Below are 18292 nucleotides of genomic sequence, written 5' to 3'. Positions count from 1 at the left end.
GGCCTGATCTTAGCGCGGCCGCGTGGTCGATTTGATCACGAAATCGGCGCGCTCCGGTCACGAGGGGAGAACTGCCGAATCCACACGTGGGAGACGACGATGACGTTCAGACTTGACCGAGTGTTCGCGAGTCCGTGGCTCGCCGCCGGGGGATGTCTCCTGGGCATCTCGTGCACTGGCATCCTCGGAAGCCAGGACGATGGAAGCCAGGACGATCCGGAGCAAGACGCCTCCGTCTCGCCAGACGGGATGCCCCTGCACCACATGACAGCGTCGGAGTACAACAACACCGTCGCCCACCTCCTGGGAACGCGCCTGAGGCCCGCAGATGGCTTCCCCGCCTTCGGCGCGAAGGGCTTCGACGCGAACGTCAGCGCGCTCTCGAACCTCTCGCAGGTCCTGGTCCAGGGGTATTACGACGCCGCCAAGGTGCTCGCCGCGGACGCCTTCTCGAACGAGGCGCAGCGCGCCGAGATCCTCGTGTGCGACCCGGCGGAGGGCGCGGGCGACGGGTGCGCGCGCGAGATCATCGAGCGCTTCGGGCTGCGCGCCTTCCGCCGCCCGCTCGAGGCGGCGGAGGTCGACCGGTACGCGGCGCAGTACACCGACGCGCAGACCACCCTCGAGATGTCTCCCGTCGAGGCGGTGCAGCACGTCGTCCGGACCCTGCTGACGTCGCCGAATTTCCTCCTGAGGATCGAGGAGGGACCCGACTCCGAGAGATCGCCGGGCGCCCTCAACGGCCACGAGATCGCGTCGCGCCTCTCGTACCTGCTCTGGAGCTCGCTGCCGGACGAGGCGCTCTTCGACGCGGCGGAGGGCGATCAGCTGGCCACCGAGGGCGAGCTCAGGCAGCAGGTGGACCGCATGCTGGCCGACCCGAAGAGCGCCGCCTTCTTCCAGAACTTCTTCGGGCAGTGGCTCGGCACGCGCACGCTCCCCAGCCACAACGCCGACGCGACCCGGTTCCCGATCTGGAACGACGAGGTGAAGGGCGCGATGCTCGACCAGGTCAACGCCTACTTCGCGAGCTTCACGACCGGCGAGCAGCCTTGGTCCGAGTTCCTCACGGCGCCCCACCCGGAGAGCCGGCTGCTCGAGCCGCTCTACGCGAACGACCCCGAGGGCGTGCGCGAGGGGTTCCTCACGCTCCCAGCGTTCCTGACGCTGTCGTCCCGCGCGGACCGGACCTCTCCCACGTCCCGCGCGAAGACGATCCTGGAGCAGCTCTTCTGCGTGCCCATGATACCGCCCGCCAACGTGGACATCCCGGAGCTCGGCGCCGCGGGCGGGGACGAGGGCCCCATCGAAAACGTGCGCCAGGAGCTCGAGAAGCACCGCGCGTCGCCCGACTGCGCGAGCTGCCACGACGTGCTCGACCCGATCGGGCTGAGCCTGGAGCACTTCGACCCGATCGGCGCCTACCGGACCGAGTACCCGAACGGCGACCCGGTCGACGCGACGGGGGTGTACGAGGGCGCGACGTTCGAGGACATCTCCGGCCTCGTGCCGGTGCTCGTGGAGTCCGCCCGGTCGGGGAGGTGCCCCACCGAGCAGGTCTTCAGCTACGCCCTGCGCCGGCGCCCGAGCGGTGGGGACAGGACCAGGCTCAAGGAGATCGCCGAGCGTTGGGGCGGCGGGACGGTCGCGGATCTGGTGAAGCAGGTGGTGACCAGCGAGGCGTTCCGCCTTCGAGCGAAGGACAAGGCGCCGTGAGGCCGCGCGGGTTGATTCTGCACAAGACGAGGCACGAAGGAGCGATGCGCACATGAAACGCTTGATGACACGCAGAAACTTGTTGCGCGGCGCGGGCGTCTGCCTGGCGCTGCCGTGGCTCGAGAGCCTCGCGCCGCGCGGGGCGAGCGCTGGGGAGCCCGGCACCCCGAAGCGCTTCCTGCTCTGCACCTTCCCGAACGGGGCGCCCCATCACTGGTGGGAGACGGCCCCCGCGTTCGGAAAGACGCTGAAGGGCGCCGACTTCAAGCTGCCGAGGGTGCTCGAGCACTTCGCGCCGGTGAAGTCGAAGATGCTCATGATAAGCCGCCTTGGCAACTACACGTGGAGCACGGAGCAGCACCCCTACATCGAGCCTTCCCACTCGCGCCTCAACGCGGCGCTCTCGACCTGCGTGGACGCCGATCAGCTGGGGAGGGAGGCGCGCCAGGACCTCGGCGAGTGGGTGGGCAACGGCATCTCGGTCGACCAGCTCATCGTCCAGAAGGCAGGCCCGGAGCAGGCGACCCGCATCCCGTCGCTGCAGACGGGGCTCGGGGTCAAGCCCGGCTTCTTCGACCAGCGCAGCTACGCCTACAACCAGGCCGTCTCCTGGAAGAGCCCGCGCGAGCCGCTGAAGCGCTCGGTCAACCCGAAAGCGGTGTTCGACGCGCTCGTCGGCGCGGGCGCGGCGCAAGGGGGGTCCGTGCCAGGGCAGAGCGACGAGCAGACCAGGATCGAGGCGGAGCGCCGCGCGGCGACCGAGAAGAGCGTCATCGACGGCGTGCTCGCCGACGCGAACTCGCTCATCAACCGGGTCGGCTCCGGGGATCGCAAGATCGTCCAGCAATACCTGGACTCGCTGCGCGAGATCGAGAAGAACGCGACCCGCGTGCAGTCGACGATGACCCCGCCGGCGGGCCTGGGCTGCAGCCCGATCGACAAGCCCGGCGCGGTCCCCGAGCCGCCGGGCCAGGCGGAGGGGCTCAACGAGAACGACAACACGGAAGCCGGCGAGTACAAGCACGACGATCACGCGAACGTCATGATCGACCTCATCGTCATGGCCATTCAATGCGACGTGACGCGCGTGGTCAGCCACATGCTCGACGACGCGCGCTCCGAGTTCGAGTATCGGTGCATCCCGGAGGACGTCCGCGCCCAGGTGGGACTCGCGTACAGGAGAGAGAGCAGCCTGCACTTCCACTCCTCCCAGCACGGCGCCGGCAACATGGACCGCGCGACCCAGGACGGCCAGTACAAGATCGTCCAGCAGAGCAACCTCGACTACGCGGCGATCAACTGCTGGCTCGGCCAGAAGACCGCGCAGCTCGCGCAGCGGCTCGACGCGCTCCGCGAGGGCGACGGCACGGTGCTCGATCACTCCGTCATGGTGTACATGAGCGAGATGCGCTCGCACGATCACGACGGGTACGACCTGCCCATCGTGCTCCTCGGCGGCGACGGCGTCTTCCTGAACGACGCGCACGTCGCCTACGACGCCCTCGGCAACGATCGCCAGCTCCGCGATCTGTGGTTCACCATCATGAACCAGTACTACGGCCTGGGCATCTCGTCGTTCGGCGAAGATCGCCGCGGCGAGCCGAACGCGTTGCTCGAGGAGATCTTGCGGTAGCCGGGTGACTCACGGTCTCGATGGATGGGATCACGTCGGAGGTCGAGCGTGATGATCGAACGCCGCTCACGTCGATGGGTGTTTGGGGGTCTCAACCTCGTGCTCGGGCTGCTCGCGACCGGCGCAGCAGGGCTCGGGTGCACGGGCGACCTGTCGCCGGCGGGAGATACGCCGGCGGGAGATACGCCGCCGGGGGATACGCCGGGCGACGGGGGCGGGCAACCCGGCGCGCCCTGCGAGGAGGCGAGCGACGGGCCGGCGCTGCCGCAGGCGTTCGCGCTCAACTGCGGCGGATGCCATACCGCCCACGGCAAGCCGACCGGCGGGTTTCCCGATCTGTTCGCCTTCGGCGGCTCCCTGGAGGAGTTCACGGCGCAGGTGCGCACCGGCAAGGGCCGCATGCCGCCCTTCGACGAGCAGAAGATCGACACGGCCGATATCGAGTCCATCCACGCCTACTTCTCGTCGGGAGCGCCGCCCGCCGCGACCTGCGACGGCGGCGAGGTCACTCCCGGCGAATGCTCCGGCGTGAGCGGCGACATCTCCCCCCTGTTCCCCGCGGTCACGGGAGGCAAGGCGATCACCGCGACGGCCGCGGACGGGACGATCACGCTCGAGGCGGCAGGGCGCGTGCGCGGCCGCCACGAGAAAGAGGGAGAGTTCAGCCCGTTCCAGCCGCTCTATTTCGAGAACCGCAGCTACAAGTTCATCGTCGAGGACGCGATCCCGGCGGGCGGCAGCACGGTCAAGTTCACCTGGCTCCCGAACGCGAACGCGTCGAATAGCCAGACCATCAATTTTCGTTGCTGGTACTCGGGCGAAGGCAACGTGTTCGACTCGAACAACGGCATGGACCGCATCACGAGCGCGCACTGGGAGTTCGTCGTGGACCGCAACGCCAGGGAAGGCAGGGAGATCCGCGAGGGCGATCTGCTCGAGTTCGAGTTCGGGGTGTTCCTGGATCCGGAGACGGTCGAGGGGAGGACCAGCTATTACAGCGACACGTTCCGCTACCGCGTCGGCAGCGGCGAGCTGACGCCGTTCGACGAGCCGAACGAGGCTGCCCTGTCGGGCGGCGGCGGGACGATCCCGTACATCTACGAGGAGCCCCACCTCTATTACGAGCAGATGGCGCTGAACATCCAGGAGAGCTCGATCCAGCCTTTCCTCGAGGGGCGCCGCCTGTTCCATACGGATTTCGTCACCGGCGAGCACAGCGAGGGCGGCAATCCCGTCTTCGACGAGCACGCTGGCAAGGCGGGGCCGCTCTCGAACCAGACCACGTGCGCGGGCTGTCACATCAACAACGGTCGCGGCGCCCCGCCCGAGCCCGGCGAGGCGATGGCGACCGCCGTGGTGAAGCTGTTTGGCGCCGGGGCGAGCGCGGACGGCAAGCCGGCGACCGATCCGAGCTACGGCCGGCAGCTGCAGGACAAGGCGCAGGGCGGCAGCCCCGGCGAGGGCGCGGCCACCGTGGCCTACACCGAGGAGCCCGGGCAGTTCCCCGATGGCACGCCGTATGTCCTGCGCCGGCCCGCGTTCCGCTTCAGCGGGCTCTCCGCGGGGCAGATCACGAGCTACTCGGTCCGCGTCGCCCGACCGGTCGTGGGCATGGGCCTCCTCGAGGCGATCGCAGAGGAAGCGGTGCTCGAGCGCGCGGACGGGATGGACTGCAACCAGGACGGCATCTCGGGCCGTCCGAACCTGATCCCGGATCCGGTCTCGGGGGTGTTGCGGCTAGGGCGCTTCGGCTGGAAGGCGGGCAAGGTGAGCGTGCCCCACCAGGTCGCCGATGCGCTTGTCGCCGACATGGGCGTGACGACGAGCCTGTTCCCGGTCGAGGAGTGCGGCGAGCTTCAGGCCGGCTGCCGGGCCGGCACGAGCGGGGATCCGGAGCTCTCCGACGAGGATCTCGACAGGATGGCGGCCTACATGCGCGCGCTCGGCGTGCCGCCGCGCCGCGACACGGCGGACCCGGCGGTCCAGCGCGGCGAGGTGCTGTTCAGCCAGGCAGGGTGCGCGAGCTGCCATGTCCCCTCGATGAAGACGGGCAGCCATCACCCGTTCGTCGAGCTGCGCGATCAGATCATCCATCCGTACAGCGATCTGCTCCTGCACGACATGGGAGAGGAGCTCGCGGACACGTCGACGAGCGATCACCTGGCAGGGCCGCGCGAGTGGCGCACGCCGCCGCTGTGGGGCATCGGGCTGCTCGAGGCCGTGAATGGCCACACCCAGCTCCTGCACGACGGCCGCGCGCGGGATCTCGTCGAGGCGATCCTGTGGCACGGCGGCGAGGCGGAGGCCCCGAAGCAGCGCTTCATGGCGCTCCCCAGCGAAGACCGCGACGCGGTCGTCGCCTTCCTGCGCTCGCTCTGAGCGCCCGCCTCCCGCCTTCCTGGCGGCTCGCCCCGCGCGGCGCTCCGGGTGCGGACGGGGCGCGCCTCGCTCAGAGCCCCGAGCGGCGCGCCATCCGCTTCGTGAACCAGCGCATGGGGCCGGGCGCCACGCGGGCAGCGAGGCTCGCCGTCTTCACGAAGAGGCTCGTCTCCAGGACGTCCCGGCCCGCCTCGACGGCGCGCACGATCCCCTCGGCGACCGCCTCGGGGCTCTGCGGCTTGTGGCCCGGCGGGCGGTAGCCGACGTTGTCGTCGGTCACCACGGCGTTCGCGTGGAACGGCGTCGCGACCGGGCCGGGGCGCACCACGAGCACCCGCACGCCGCGCGACGCGAGCTCCGCGCGGAGCGACATCGCGAGCGCCTCCAGCGCGAACTTCGACGAGGCGTACGCGCCCATCCGCGGCGCGGCGACGATCCCCGCGATCGACGAGACCATGACGATCGTGCCCTTCGCGGCCGAGAGGGGCTCGATCGCGAGCTGCGCGAGGCGCACGGGCGCGACGACGTTGAGCCGGTAGATCGCCTCGAGCTCGGCGGGGTCGATCTCCAGCGAGGGCGCGTAGTAGCCGCGCCCGGCGTTGTTGACCAGCACGTCCAGCCGGCCGTACGCGCCGAGCGTCCGCTCGCAGAGCGCCTTGCGGTCCTCCTCGACGGTCACGTCGCCGGCCACGGCGAGGGCGTCGCCGCCCGCCGCGCGCACCTCGGCGGCGACCCGCTCGAGCGCCTCGTGCCCGCGCGCGCTCAGCACCACGCTCGCCCCGCGCTTCGCCCAGGAGAACGCGAGCGACCGACCGATTCCGCTGGATGCACCGGTGATGACGACGACGAGGGCCATGTCGGCGAGTGTATACGCCCTGCGGATGGCGAGGTGAAACTTGCTGCCGCCGTGCGCGCGGGCAGGATCAGGAGCGGGCAACCGGCGGCCGTGCTCCTGCCTCTCCGATCTCGGACGCAGCTCCCCCGGAGGCGCGGCGGTCGCTCTCACCGACGCTGCGGAATCTCGTGTGGACGTGATGCCGATCCGGCAAAAGACCGTCGCAGACCTGCCAGCCAATCCGCCCTTGAATGCCACATGTCGCGCCGATCGAGGACAACACAGTTTCGCCATAACCCCCGGCGAAGCGTTGGTATTACGTAACACAATCTTCGCGCACTTCGTCCTCGCGCCGACTATAGTCCGCCCCACACGAAGCCGCCGGGGGGCAATGGCTGCCGTCTGCCGTCTCCCCGCATAGCGAGCTATGACGTGAGGGTCTCGAGTGCATCGACCCGCCCGAACCGCGCAGATGCTTGAGCGTTCGAGCGCGTCACCCGTGCATTCTGACGCGGGGTGACCAGCAGAGGCAGAAGCGCGGCTCGTCCTCGCTCCGCCGGCTGGCAGCGCCGCGGTGGCAGTTCGCGATCGTGGGGGTGACCCGAGTGGGTCCGGCCATCAGCTCCATGCAGCCATGGCCGTTCATACAACCTGTTTGGCGGGTCCGGCCGGCGCGCGGTCTCGGCGTTGCGTTCTCATCACGCGCGCCTGGCGCCGACACCCCACCGACGCGCGGAACGTGGCTCGCTCCGCGGCTACATGGCTCGTTTTACGAGCAAACAGGCGCGAATCGATATAGGACGGAATCTGTATCCGGGGGAGGGGATCGGGGATGCACCGTGTGTGCACGCAGTTTGCCGACGCAGTTCCGAACAGAGCGCCGAGCGGGATCGTGACGGGCCGCTGACGAGCGTGAGCGCGAAGAGGCAGCGATCGAGAGCGCGCGGAGCGACGCTCTCGCCGAGCAACGCTTGCGCGCGGCGCAGCCGCGGTATCCATACGTCCATGGCAGGAGATCTCGCGAGACGCCGTCAACCTCAAACCCAGATAGAGAATGAGATGAAGAAAAAGTCGATTGTTGCCTTGTCGATGATGGTCGGCGCCGCATTGATGGCGCAGGCGGAGCCCGCGAGCGCCGGGCATTGCCCGGCGGCGTCCGCGGGAGACATCACGGAGTACGCCATTCCTTCGAACGCCTCGCCGGGGAACATCACCTTTGGCCCTGACGGCCGCCTCTGGTTCACCGAGCCCTCCGCCGACAAGATTGCGGCCGCGGATTCCAGCGGCAACGTGACCGAGTACCCGCTCGCGGCTTTATCGAACCCGCTCGGCATCACCCTCGGTCCGGATGGCCGGATCTGGTTCACCGAGGCGGCGAGCAACCGGATCGGGGCGATCACGAAGCACGGCGTCGTGACCGAGTACGATATCCCGACGAGCAACTCGAGCCCGTCCGCGATCACGCTGGGATTCGACGGGAATCTGTGGTTCACCGAGGTCCTCGGCAACAAGGTCGGACGCATCACGCCGGACGGGGTGATCACCGAGTTCGCGCTGCCGACCCCCAGGAGCCAACCGCGCGGGATCGCGGCTGGAATCGATGGAAATCTCTGGGTCGCGGAGTCGTTCACGAACAAGATCGCGCGGATCAGCACGTCCGGGACCGTGACCGAGTACCCGCTGCCGCCCTCGGTCTCGATCCCCAGCGCGATGGCGCTCGGTCCCGACCTCAAAATCTGGTTCACCACCGCGAACGCGATCGCGAAGATCGACACCAGCGGGACCGTGACGGAGTTCGCGCTCCCCACGCTGGGCAGCGGCCCCACGTCCATCACCCTCGGGGTGGACGGCAATCTCTGGTTCACGGAGTCGGTCGGGAACAAGATCGGACGCATCACCACGAGCGGCGTCATCACCGAGTTCGGCCTCCCGATCGCCAACTCTCGTCCGCTCGGGATCACGCTGCTCCCGTCGCTCCGGGGGTGCGGCATCCTCGACCTCTGGTTCACCGAGCGGGCGGGGAAGCGCCTCGGCAAGATCCGCACGGTGACCACCCCCTGAGCGGCCCACGTCGCGAGAGATAGAGACTTGACCGTCTGACGGCGAGCGCTTCGGCGGCCAGGCGGATTTCCTTGGATTGTTGGCTTGATAGATGTGCGCCGGTGCACCGAGACGATCGAGGTGCACCGGCGCACCGGCACTCTGAACAACGGAGATGATCATGAACACGATGAGCAAGGTTGTTCTTTCGGCACTGTCGGTCCTCGGCCTCGCGGCGTGCGCCGTGAGCAGCACGGACGAGGAAGTCCTCGGCGAGTCGCAGGAGGCGCTGATCGGCCTCAACGGGGGCTTCTATGGGTCGGACACGCTGTTCAACGCGATCACGGACGCGCTCAATCGGTCTATTCCGTCTCTCCCCATCACCTACCTCGGTACCGGGACGGGCAGAGGCGAGCAGTGCCTCGAAGGCACCGGCTCCGCCCCCTGCAACACGAAGGCGCAGACGATCGCTCCGATGTCCCGGGACCTGAACGGCACTTGTGACAGTGGTCAGAAGAGCAATCGCGTCGCGCTCGACGCCGTCTATATCTGGTCGGATAAGCTTGCGGACCAGACCGCGACCGGCGCGACCACGGCGAGCGTCAAGGGCGCGTTCTGCGGCGACGGCGACGGGGACGCCACCAGCTGCGCCGCCTTCGACACGTGGGGCGAGTTCACCTCGGGGTCGACGAGCCCCTCGAACTCGCTCGTGGTCTATCGCCGCGACGACCTTTCGGGCACGACCGACATCTTCAAGGCCCTCACCGGCTGCACGGTTTTCTGCTCGAACGTGCAGATCGTGGTGGACGACGAAATCGCCGGGCCGCGGCTCTCGACCGACACGCCGGGGACCTCTTCGCTCGTGCCAGTGCCCTGCGCGGCGACCGACTCGGCCACCGATTGCATCGGCAAGCTCGTGGGCGCGAACGTCAATGCGATCGGCTATGCGGGCGGCGACGCGAAGGTCGCCTCGGGCTCCTACGAAAACAAGTACCTCCGGGTCAACAGCATCGAGCCGAGCGTGACCAACATCCGCAAACTCATCACGGACCCGAGCAACGCGTACCCGTACTCTCGCTTCCTGTACCTCAACGAGGGCAATGGAACTCGGGATGCCGCCGAGCAGGACTTCCTGGACTGGATCATCGCGAACAAGCTGAACTTCGAGGACGCGCTGACGGACGCCGGCTTCATCTCGTGCACCGGCTCGTCCCTCACCCCGCTCGCTTGCGGTAGCACCGGCACCACGTGCCCCCGCAACAGCAGCCTGTGAGCTGATAGGCTGATGACGAAGGACGGAGCGCGCCGCGCGATCCATTGCGGCAGGCGCGCTCCGTTCGACGCACATGGCCAGCGCGGCGCGCTCAGGCACGCCCCCGTTGCACGGAGCGCGGGGGCGCGCGTCCGGATGGCCGGGGGAGTGTGTCCGGATGGCGGGGTGGCGTGTCCGGATGGCGGGGCGGTGTGTCCGGATGGCGGGGCGGTGTGTCCGGATGGCGGGGCGGCGTGTCCGGATGGCGGGGCGGTGTGTCCGGATGGCCGGGGGGCGCATCCGGGTGGGCAGAGGCCGGTGTGCGAGCGGAGCCCTGGTAACACTTCTGACCGGGAGCCGCGGTGACACTCCCTTGAGCCGCAGCCTCATGCTCCGGGAGGACTGGAGACAGGGACCGGATCCTTGGGAGGTCTGGGCGGTGAACGCTTACTCCACATCACGGCCGGCGGGAGAGGCGAGCTTGCGGCGCGTGAATCAATGACAGAGCTATCATCTACGTCGACGTCACCGCGATGGCGTCACGGGTCCGTGACAGCCGGCATTCACGGTTGTTCCAGGAGCTCACCGGTGTCATTTCGGCCGCCGTGGCGGTAGGGGTTCGCCGCTGCGAACCCGGGGAGTGGGCAGATGCGTCAAGCTCGGCGTTGGGGAACGATGAGGTCGATGGTGCTGTTGCTCGGGGTCGTGTCCGTGGCCGGGTACAGCTGCGGAGGTGACGACACCGGTGAAATCTCGCCCCCAGAGGGCACGAGCGGCGGCGGCGCTACCAGCGGCGGCGGCAGCGGCGGCAGCGACGGTACCGGCGGCAGCGGCGGCAGCGACGGTACCGGCGGCAGCGGCGGCAGCGGCGGCAGCGGCGGCAGCGGCGGCAGCGGCGGTAGCGGCGGTAGCGGCGGCAGCGGCGGCAGCGGCGGCACCGGCGGTAGCGGCGGTAGCGGCGGTAGCGGCGGTGATGGGGGGGGCACGCAGCCGCGTCTATGCGCCCCGGCCCGATCGCACGAACAGATCCCTCAGCGCCACTCGGCGACGGTCGAAGATGCCCTCGATACCTTCGGCAACCTTTCGGGGGAGATCGAGATTCAATGTGGCAATTGCCACAAGGCCCCAGCAGAGCAAGGAGATTTCTCCTACACGGGCACCCCGGAGAACCTGTGCGACGCGCGCGGCAAGAGCGGCAAGACGCCCGTCGACGTCATGCTCAGCGGGGAGATGCCCTACATGATCGGCGGGCAAGAGGCGCTCGGCCGGCGGCTGCAGGCGTGGATCGAGCAGGGGTGCCCCGCCGGCACGTACGTCCTCCCGAAGGGCGACATGGAGGTCGATCCGGGCGGAGACATCGTGACGCCGCGCGAGGTCGGCGACGCGCTGACCGAGCTCGGGAACTGCATCCCCGACGCCGAGATCGCCGGCCGGGACGAGGAACTCGACGAGCGCTTCGCCGCGATGCGATCGTTCGAGGACCTCCCGGTCAAGCTGCCGGAGACCGACTTCGTCTCGCTGGACGCCGAGGTGCTCGCGCGCAGGGGGACCTTCGCCTACGCACCGACCTACCCTCTCTGGTCGGACGACGCGGCGAAGCTGCGCTTCATGCACGTCCCGGCGGGACAGGCCATCACGTACGACCCGGAGACGAAGAGCCTCCGCATCCCGCCGAACACCCGCTTCTACAAGACGTTCCTCAGGGCCGTGGTCGAGCCCGACGGCGTCACGCGATACCGCAAGATGGAGACGCGCATCATCGTGACGCGCGAGCGGGCCGAGGACGCGATCTTCGGCACGTACGTGTGGAACGCGGAGGAGACGGGCGCGAAGCTCCTCGGGACCGGGCTTGATCCGGCGTCACCGGACAGCAGGGAGCTCTACCTGAACGGAGAGCCGTTCCCCGACCACGTCCGCCCTTACACGGCCGACGAGACCACCGGGGCGGTGCAGAGCTACGCCGTGCCCGGCGCGACGCGATGCGTGGCGTGCCACTCGGGCTCGGAGAGCGAGAGCTTCATCCTTGGCATCACGCCCTTTCAGCTCCACAAGCGACCCAAAGGGGAAGGCGGCGTCTACGCGCCGGACGTGCTCGCCGACGAGCTCAATCAGCTCGAGCGTCTCCTCGCGTACGGTGTCGTGCGCGGCACGTCGACGACCCTCACGCCCGACGACTTCCCCAAGCTGGAGGAGTCTGCGCTGCCCCGCCAGTCGCGCAACGACGACGAGCTGAACATGCAGGCCTACATGGCGGGCAACTGCGCCCATTGCCATAACCCGCGCGGCTATGCGGTGGCGAGCAAGGCGACGCTGCGAGGCCTGGACATGTCGCCTGGCGGGAGCGTCTTCGGGTTTCGCATGGATACCGTGGGCTCGGACGGGCTGTCCTACTTTCCTGGTGTGCCCGCGTCCTTCGATGAGCTCGTCATCCAGAACTCCATCCCGGTCGGAGGGATCTACCGTCGCGTCGTCCTGCCCACGGGAGCGTGGACTCCCCGCGCGTTCGGCCTGCCCGTGGACAACGAGGAGGCAAGCGCATTCTTCAGCCTCCACATGCCGATGCACACGGCGTCGGTGGACTGCCGCCTGCCGGTCCTCGTGGCGCGCTGGTGGGCGTCCGTGCCGCGCGATTACGAGCACGGGGGACGGGAGGCGCCGGAGGATCCGGAGGCGATCGAGCTCGCCATGCGCGCGGCGGACGCCGCGGAGGCGCGCGCCCTTCACGACTGCAAGCAGCATCGCGATATCGGGTGGGTGCTCGAGGACACGACCGAGCGCTATCCGTACGTCCCGCGCAACATCGACTGGAAGACGAAGCTCGACGACTGGATCCGCGCGGAGGAGGTGACGAGCGAGCACGAGGCGCTGGCGAAGAAGGTCTACGCTCAGGGGTACTTCACCCCACGCTGCGCGTTCCCGGGGGACGCGCCAGAGCCCGATACGGTGGAGCAGTGGATGATCAATCCAGGGACCGGGAGGCCGCGCCAGCCGTGGAGCGCGATCTACTGGTCGAACCCGGGGGAGCATATCTACGCCGGTATCTGCGCGAATTGCCATGGGATTTACGGAGACGCCCAGACCGGCGCGGCCAGAGCGCTCCGCGCGACCTCCGGGGCGAGGGTGGCGAGCTTCGTGGACGGGCTCTTCGGCCCGCGCTGGGCACCCAACGAGAACTTCGCGACGTTCCATGGCCCCGACGCAGGGGAGGACGACCTCGGCCCCGACGGGGCGGCGAAGTACCTCGTCTGGATGGCGACGGGGGGCACGACGGTCTCGTTCGGCCGTACCTTGGAGGAGGAGAGGACCTTCTTCAACGTCTTCGTCAACAATCGGATCGTGGCCGCGGTGCCGATCCCGCTCGATCCGGAGACTGCGAAGGCCGCATTCAAAAGATCGAAGGCGAACATGCTCGGCGTTGCGCGCGCCGCCTGCGATGAGATCCGCACCGATGCTCATCGGTTCGGAGCCGCTTACGACGCCGCGGCCGCGAGCGGAGATTGGAATTTCATCCTGGGCAGCGGCGTGGCTCCGGAGTTCGGCGTGCCCATGTGGAGGGACATGTGCACGCTCAGGAACCCTCTCACGGAGGAGCTCCGCGCCGCGGACGGGAGCTCGCCGGAGGTCGATGCATGGCTCCGGAGAGCTGTCTTCAACGCCGGCGTGATGGCCTACATCTACATGCGTGATGAGCTGACGAATGGAGTCATCGCGGTTCCGCGTGACGCCTGCGAGCTGAAGTTCCCGAGGTAGTGAATCGTTCTGGCGCGTGCGACGCGCTACACGGAGATGTGTTACGATGAACATGCATCAACGATGGCTGATCATAGTGGGTGCGCTGGCCGGGCTTTCGATCTTCACGAGCGCTTGCGGGGACGACGATACCTCATCACCGTCGGGGCAAGGTGCAGGGGGGACCACGAGCGCCAGCGCCAGCACGTCGTCGAGCGGTGGCTCTGACGGCGGCGGCGGCATGGACGGCACGGGCGGCGCTGGCGGCTCGGGCGGCTCGGGCGGCTCGGGCGGCACGGGCGGCACGGGCGGCAGCGACGGCACGGGCGGCGCTGGTGGCACGGGCGGCAGCGACGGCATGGGCGGCGCTGGTGGCACGGGCGGCGCCGGTGGCACGGGCGGCACGGGCGGCAGCGGCGACGCGGGCGGCGCCAGCGGCACGGGCGGTGGCGACGCGGGCGGCGCCGGCGGCACGGGCGGCGCTGGCGGCACGGGTGGCGCTGGCGGCACGGGTGGCGGCGCTCCGGAGGAGTGTGGCCTGCCGCCGGACACCGACCCTGAACCCAAGGTCCGGTTCATCAATGCCCTTCTGCCGAATCGCACGAACTCCCCAGTGGGGGTCGGCGACCCGCCTGCGCTCCGCCTCTACGTGAACGGGGCGCCGGTACCCGACATAGAGGCAGTGTCGCCCAGCAGGGTCGCCGCGTCCGTCACGAGGTACGCCAAAGTCACGGCGGGCGCGATCACCTTCTCGGCACGAAGTGATGACGGAACCAGCGGTGGCGCAGGCGACGCGCTCACGATCTCGGCGGATCCGCTGACGGTCGCCCCTGGGGCGCGCTACACGATCGTGGCCGCCGGGATCCTGGGCACGACGCCCATCCAGACTACGCCGCGGCTTCTCATCGTAGAAGAGAGGTTCACGACGCCTTCATGCAGCGAGGTCGCCCTGCGCTTCGTGAGCGCCGACTCCAGCTCGGGGAATCCGAAATCGTTCTACATCGACCGAAGCGCCACGGCCGCCGCGGCGCTCGGCTGGTTCACCGCCAGCGCTCCAGAAGGCGTGCTCGTGCCCCTGTCGACCCGGTCGATCACGGTCACCGCGTCGAGGAACTTCGGTCCGACGGGTCAGGCGCCGTTCTCGCTCTCTGCGGCATCGCTCGTCGGTGGGCGATCGTACTTCGTCATCGAGACCGGGCAGCCGAGCCGCGTCGTCGACGACGCGCGCGCACACGGGCTGCTCGTCGTCCCGGCGGGGGACGACTCGCCTGCCGTGGTCGTCAGGCGGGATCCGCTCGTCTATCTCTTCCACGCATCGCCGCCGCCCACGCCGTCGCCCCTCGAGGTGTACTCGGGCACGGAGAGGATCGCCATCAACCTGAGGTATGCGCAGGCGCCGACGTACACCGATCTGCCGCCGGGTGAGTCGACGCTCTCACTCGTCGCGCCCGGCTCCGGTGGCGACGGGGGCTCGGGTGACACCTTGGTGGTCGGCGCTCAGCCGACGGGTCCGCTGGAGCCCGGCGCGATCTACCTGGGAGGTCTCCTCGGCATCACCGGAGAGACGGGCGACAAGGCGCTGCAGCTCAAGCTGTGGAAGGTTCAGCCGAACCTGCCCGGGACGTTCACCACCCCGCGCGTCATGTTGATCAACGCCTCGGCGACAGCGCCCGCAGTGGATCTCGGCCACTGGTCGGTCAATGCAGACGGGACCCGAGGTGATGCGTTTACACCCGTGCTCACGGACGTCGCGTACGCATCGGCCAGCGCCAGCACAGGCGTCGATTTCGATGCGCCGAGCGCCGCCGGCCAGCACTGGTTGGGCGTTCGACCGGCCGGCTCGGCCGACGCCATCCGGAGCGTCTCGGCAATCGTGCAACCGTCCTGGTACACGGCCGTCCTCCTGGGAGATTGGGCCTCATCCGACCCTGCGAACTCCGCGCAGATCGTGTTCATGAGGAGCTTCGGCGCCGTGCCCGAGGTCCTCCCGTGGCCGCTCCCGAGCCCCTGACCGGTCGGAATCCTGCGCACCCCTTCGACCGTACTGATTTTTTCCCTTCGCACCCCTACGATACGCGGCTTGCTTGACGGCCTGCCGCAGCGGCAGGTGCCGCCCGGCGCGCGCTGCGCGTCGGCTCCTCCTGACCAGGGTGCGCATGAAGAAAGTTGTCGAAGCGCTGTTGATGGGATCATGGCTCCTGGCGGCCGCCGCGTGCGGCGACGACGGGCCGCCCGAGCCGCCCTCGGCCACGGGAGGGGGCGGCAGCTCGGGCGACGGCGGGAGCGGCGGAGCCGGCGGCGACGGCAGTGACGGTGGCAACGGCGGCGGCGGCGGCGCGCCCGAGGGCATCCGTTGCCCTGGCTCGGACCTCGTGTGCCCCGAGGGCACGCGGTGCCAGATCGACACGGAGGGCAAGCCGTCGGGCTGCGCCGCCGCGTGCGAGGAGGCGCGCGCCTGCGGTGACACGGGGTGCTGCAGCCCCGGCGCCGCGTGCGTGGACGGCGCCTGCGCGGCGGCGGACCTCGTGCTCGAGCCCGCGCAGCGCGGAGAGCCCGTCACGTTCGCCTCGATCAGCGTGGGCGAGGACGCGTGCGAGCTGATGCAGGGCTGCGTCGGCGCGAGCGGCCGGCGGGCGCTCCTGCGCTTCAACGTCTCGCTCAGGAACGCCGGCGACGTGCCGCTCGACCTCGGCGTGCCCTCGGAGAGCGCCGTGTTCGAGCCGAATTTTTGCGAGGACAGCTACGTCGTCCCGCGCTTCTTCCGCGCGCGCCTCAAGCAGGGCGAGGCGGCGGTCGCCGAGGCCGAGCTCGACGCGCGCTGCGTCGCGATGCGGGGCGGCCAGTACAGCTGCAATGCGCAGGGCCTCGGCCCCGGAGAGCACGTCGAGCAGCCCGGCACCGTCGCCTGCAACGCCCTCGACGTGACCGGCGTGGCGGCCGGGCTCTACGAGCTCGAGATCACCGTCAACCCGAACCGGACCCTCGCGGAGGCGAGCTTCGACAACAACACCCTCGTCCTGCCCGTCGACTACCCCGCCTGCGACGGCGCGATGTGCGGCGGCGCGTGCTGTCCGCACGGCCACGCGTGCACGGACGGCGTCTGCATGGTGCCCGACCTGCGCCCGGACAGGGAGCGCATCGTCGACACGGTCCAGTTCGCGTACCAGACGTTCCCCGCGGACGCCTGCGAGATCATGGAAGGGTGCATCGGCGGCCCCGGCAGGCGGCACCTCCTCCACTTCGAGGGGCGCATCGAGAACGCAGGGCCCGGCCCCCTCGACCCGGGCCCCGAGTTCGACAACCCGCTCTTCGAGTACGCGCAATGCCACGGGCACTTCCATTTCAGGGAGTTCACCGATTACCGGCTGCTCGACGCGGACGGCGAGGTCGTCTCGCAGGGCCACAAACAGGCGTTCTGCCTGACGGACATGGAGCCTCTCGATTTCGAGTCCCCGGCGACACCGGGCTTGCCGACCTCGGGGGGCACGGGGTGCAACTTCCTGAGCGCGGGGTGGGCCGACATCTACAGCGTCGGCACGCCGTGCCAGTGGGTCGACGTGACGGACGTGCCCGAGGGGGAATACATCCTCCGTGTCGCCGTCAACCCGACCGGCGCGGTCGCCGAGCAGTCGATCGAGAACAACGTGGTCGAGGTGCCCGTCCATGTCCCGGCGTTCACGACCTGCGTCCCCGAGCCGGAGATCTGCGGGGACTTCGTGGACCAGGACTGCGATGAGATCCCCGACAACGGATGCGGGGGCAGCACGTGCAGCCTCCCGTTGCCCGAGGTGTGCGGCAACGGGCTCGACGAGGACTGCAACGGGGTCCCGGACGACGGATGCGCGCCGACCCCGGGCGCCGAAAGCTGCGAGACGCCGGGGGAGCTCTCGGACTCGGCGGATTACACGGCGGAGATCACCGCGGAGAACACGTCGGACGTGGCGCTCTCGTGCGGCGGCGAGGGCGGCGAGGTGTTCTTCCGGTTCACGCTGCCGTCCGAGCAGGTCGTGTACCTCGGGACCCTGGAATCGGAGCTCGACACGGTGCTCGCGGTGCTCGAGGGCGACGGGTGCGGCGGCGCCCCCGTCGGCTGCGCGGCCCGCAGCTGCGGCGGCATCGCGCCGGGCGCGCACTACGCGGCCAAGCTCCCGGCCGGGACCTACACGGTGGTGGTCAAGGCCGTGAGGCCCGGGGATCGCGGCAGGGTGCGCCTCCGGTTCCAGCGCCCGTCGTGCCTCGGGGAGAGGGCCGGGGTCATCGCGGGCAGCGGCCTCGTCGGCGGCGACACCACCGGGGCGCCGATCCCTCCCGCGGCCGCGTGCGGCCCGAGCAGCCCCGAGCAGCCGTTCTATGTCCCCGTGTGCCCGGGGGTCCCCCTCCTTGTGTCCTCGTGCGGCCTAACGGACTTCCCGATGACGCTGAAGACCGCGGAGGATGCCTGCAACCCGGTCAACGCCCAGTGCTCCGGCACGCACAACGCGTGCGCGGGCGCGCCGGAGGGCGCAAACGCCTCGATCTTCGGGATGCGATCGGGAGGGGGCCTCGGCTCCATCACCGTGAGTGGACGCACGCCGGTGGATTTCGGGCCGTACCAGCTCTTCGTCACGCAGTTCCGCTGAGGGAGCGCGCCGCCAGGCGTGACCCCCGCGGCGGGGCTCCGCCCTTTCCACGAGCGAAGTTTGCGCTCGACCGCGGGCGATCTGCGGTA

Annotated in this window: 9 protein-coding genes; 8 read left to right on the top strand and 1 reads right to left on the bottom strand. The window is 69.5% G+C overall.

Annotated features, from left to right (window positions below; all coding sequences use genetic code 11):
* The first annotated feature begins 99 nt into the window (after nucleotides 1-99).
* From WMF36_RS07180 to WMF36_RS07170, 3 genes are all read left to right on the top strand, one after another.
* Entirely contained in the window at nucleotides 100-1716 is a 1617-nt protein-coding gene (locus tag WMF36_RS07180) for a DUF1592 domain-containing protein (RefSeq protein WP_437578856.1), read from the top strand.
* Between the two features lie 64 nt (nucleotides 1717-1780).
* The gene (locus WMF36_RS07175) at nucleotides 1781-3349 is read left to right on the top strand and encodes a DUF1552 domain-containing protein (RefSeq protein WP_437578855.1); all 1569 of its coding nucleotides are present in this window, start codon (nucleotides 1781-1783) and stop codon (nucleotides 3347-3349) included.
* 51 nt (nucleotides 3350-3400) lie between these two features.
* A complete protein-coding gene (locus tag WMF36_RS07170) occupies nucleotides 3401-5728 on the top strand; it encodes a di-heme oxidoredictase family protein (protein WP_437578854.1) in 2328 nt (775 codons plus the stop codon).
* A gap of 70 nt (nucleotides 5729-5798) precedes the next feature.
* Here WMF36_RS07170 and WMF36_RS07165 read toward each other — a convergent pair whose 3' ends face one another.
* Nucleotides 5799-6584, bottom strand: coding sequence for an SDR family NAD(P)-dependent oxidoreductase (locus WMF36_RS07165; RefSeq protein ID WP_437578853.1), 786 nt, complete (start codon nucleotides 6582-6584; stop codon nucleotides 5799-5801).
* Between the two features lie 1038 nt (nucleotides 6585-7622).
* Between WMF36_RS07165 and WMF36_RS07160 the strand changes: the two genes are divergently transcribed.
* From WMF36_RS07160 to WMF36_RS07140, 5 genes are all read left to right on the top strand, one after another.
* Entirely contained in the window at nucleotides 7623-8624 is a 1002-nt protein-coding gene (locus tag WMF36_RS07160) for a Vgb family protein (protein WP_437578852.1), read from the top strand.
* A 169-nt stretch (nucleotides 8625-8793) separates the two neighbouring features.
* A complete protein-coding gene (locus tag WMF36_RS07155) occupies nucleotides 8794-9876 on the top strand; it encodes a PstS family phosphate ABC transporter substrate-binding protein (RefSeq protein ID WP_437578851.1) in 1083 nt (360 codons plus the stop codon).
* 663 nt (nucleotides 9877-10539) lie between these two features.
* Nucleotides 10540-13605 carry a hypothetical protein gene (locus WMF36_RS07150; protein WP_437578850.1) on the top strand — a complete coding sequence of 1022 codons (3066 nt, stop codon included), beginning with the start codon at nucleotides 10540-10542 and terminating at the stop codon, nucleotides 13603-13605.
* Nucleotides 13606-13657: 52 nt separating this feature from the next.
* The gene (locus tag WMF36_RS07145; protein WP_437578849.1) at nucleotides 13658-15595 is read left to right on the top strand and encodes a DUF4397 domain-containing protein; all 1938 of its coding nucleotides are present in this window, start codon (nucleotides 13658-13660) and stop codon (nucleotides 15593-15595) included.
* Nucleotides 15596-15740: 145 nt separating this feature from the next.
* Nucleotides 15741-18203 carry a lysyl oxidase family protein gene (locus WMF36_RS07140; RefSeq protein ID WP_437578848.1) on the top strand — a complete coding sequence of 821 codons (2463 nt, stop codon included), beginning with the start codon at nucleotides 15741-15743 and terminating at the stop codon, nucleotides 18201-18203.
* Nucleotides 18204-18292: the final 89 nt, after the last annotated feature.

The sequence above is a fragment of the Sorangium sp. So ce887 genome (genome assembly GCF_051521455.1).
Lineage (GTDB): Bacteria > Myxococcota_A > Polyangia > Polyangiales > Polyangiaceae > Sorangium.
The sequence above is the reverse complement of the archived record's forward strand: the minus strand, read 5'-3'. Positions and strand labels throughout refer to the sequence as shown.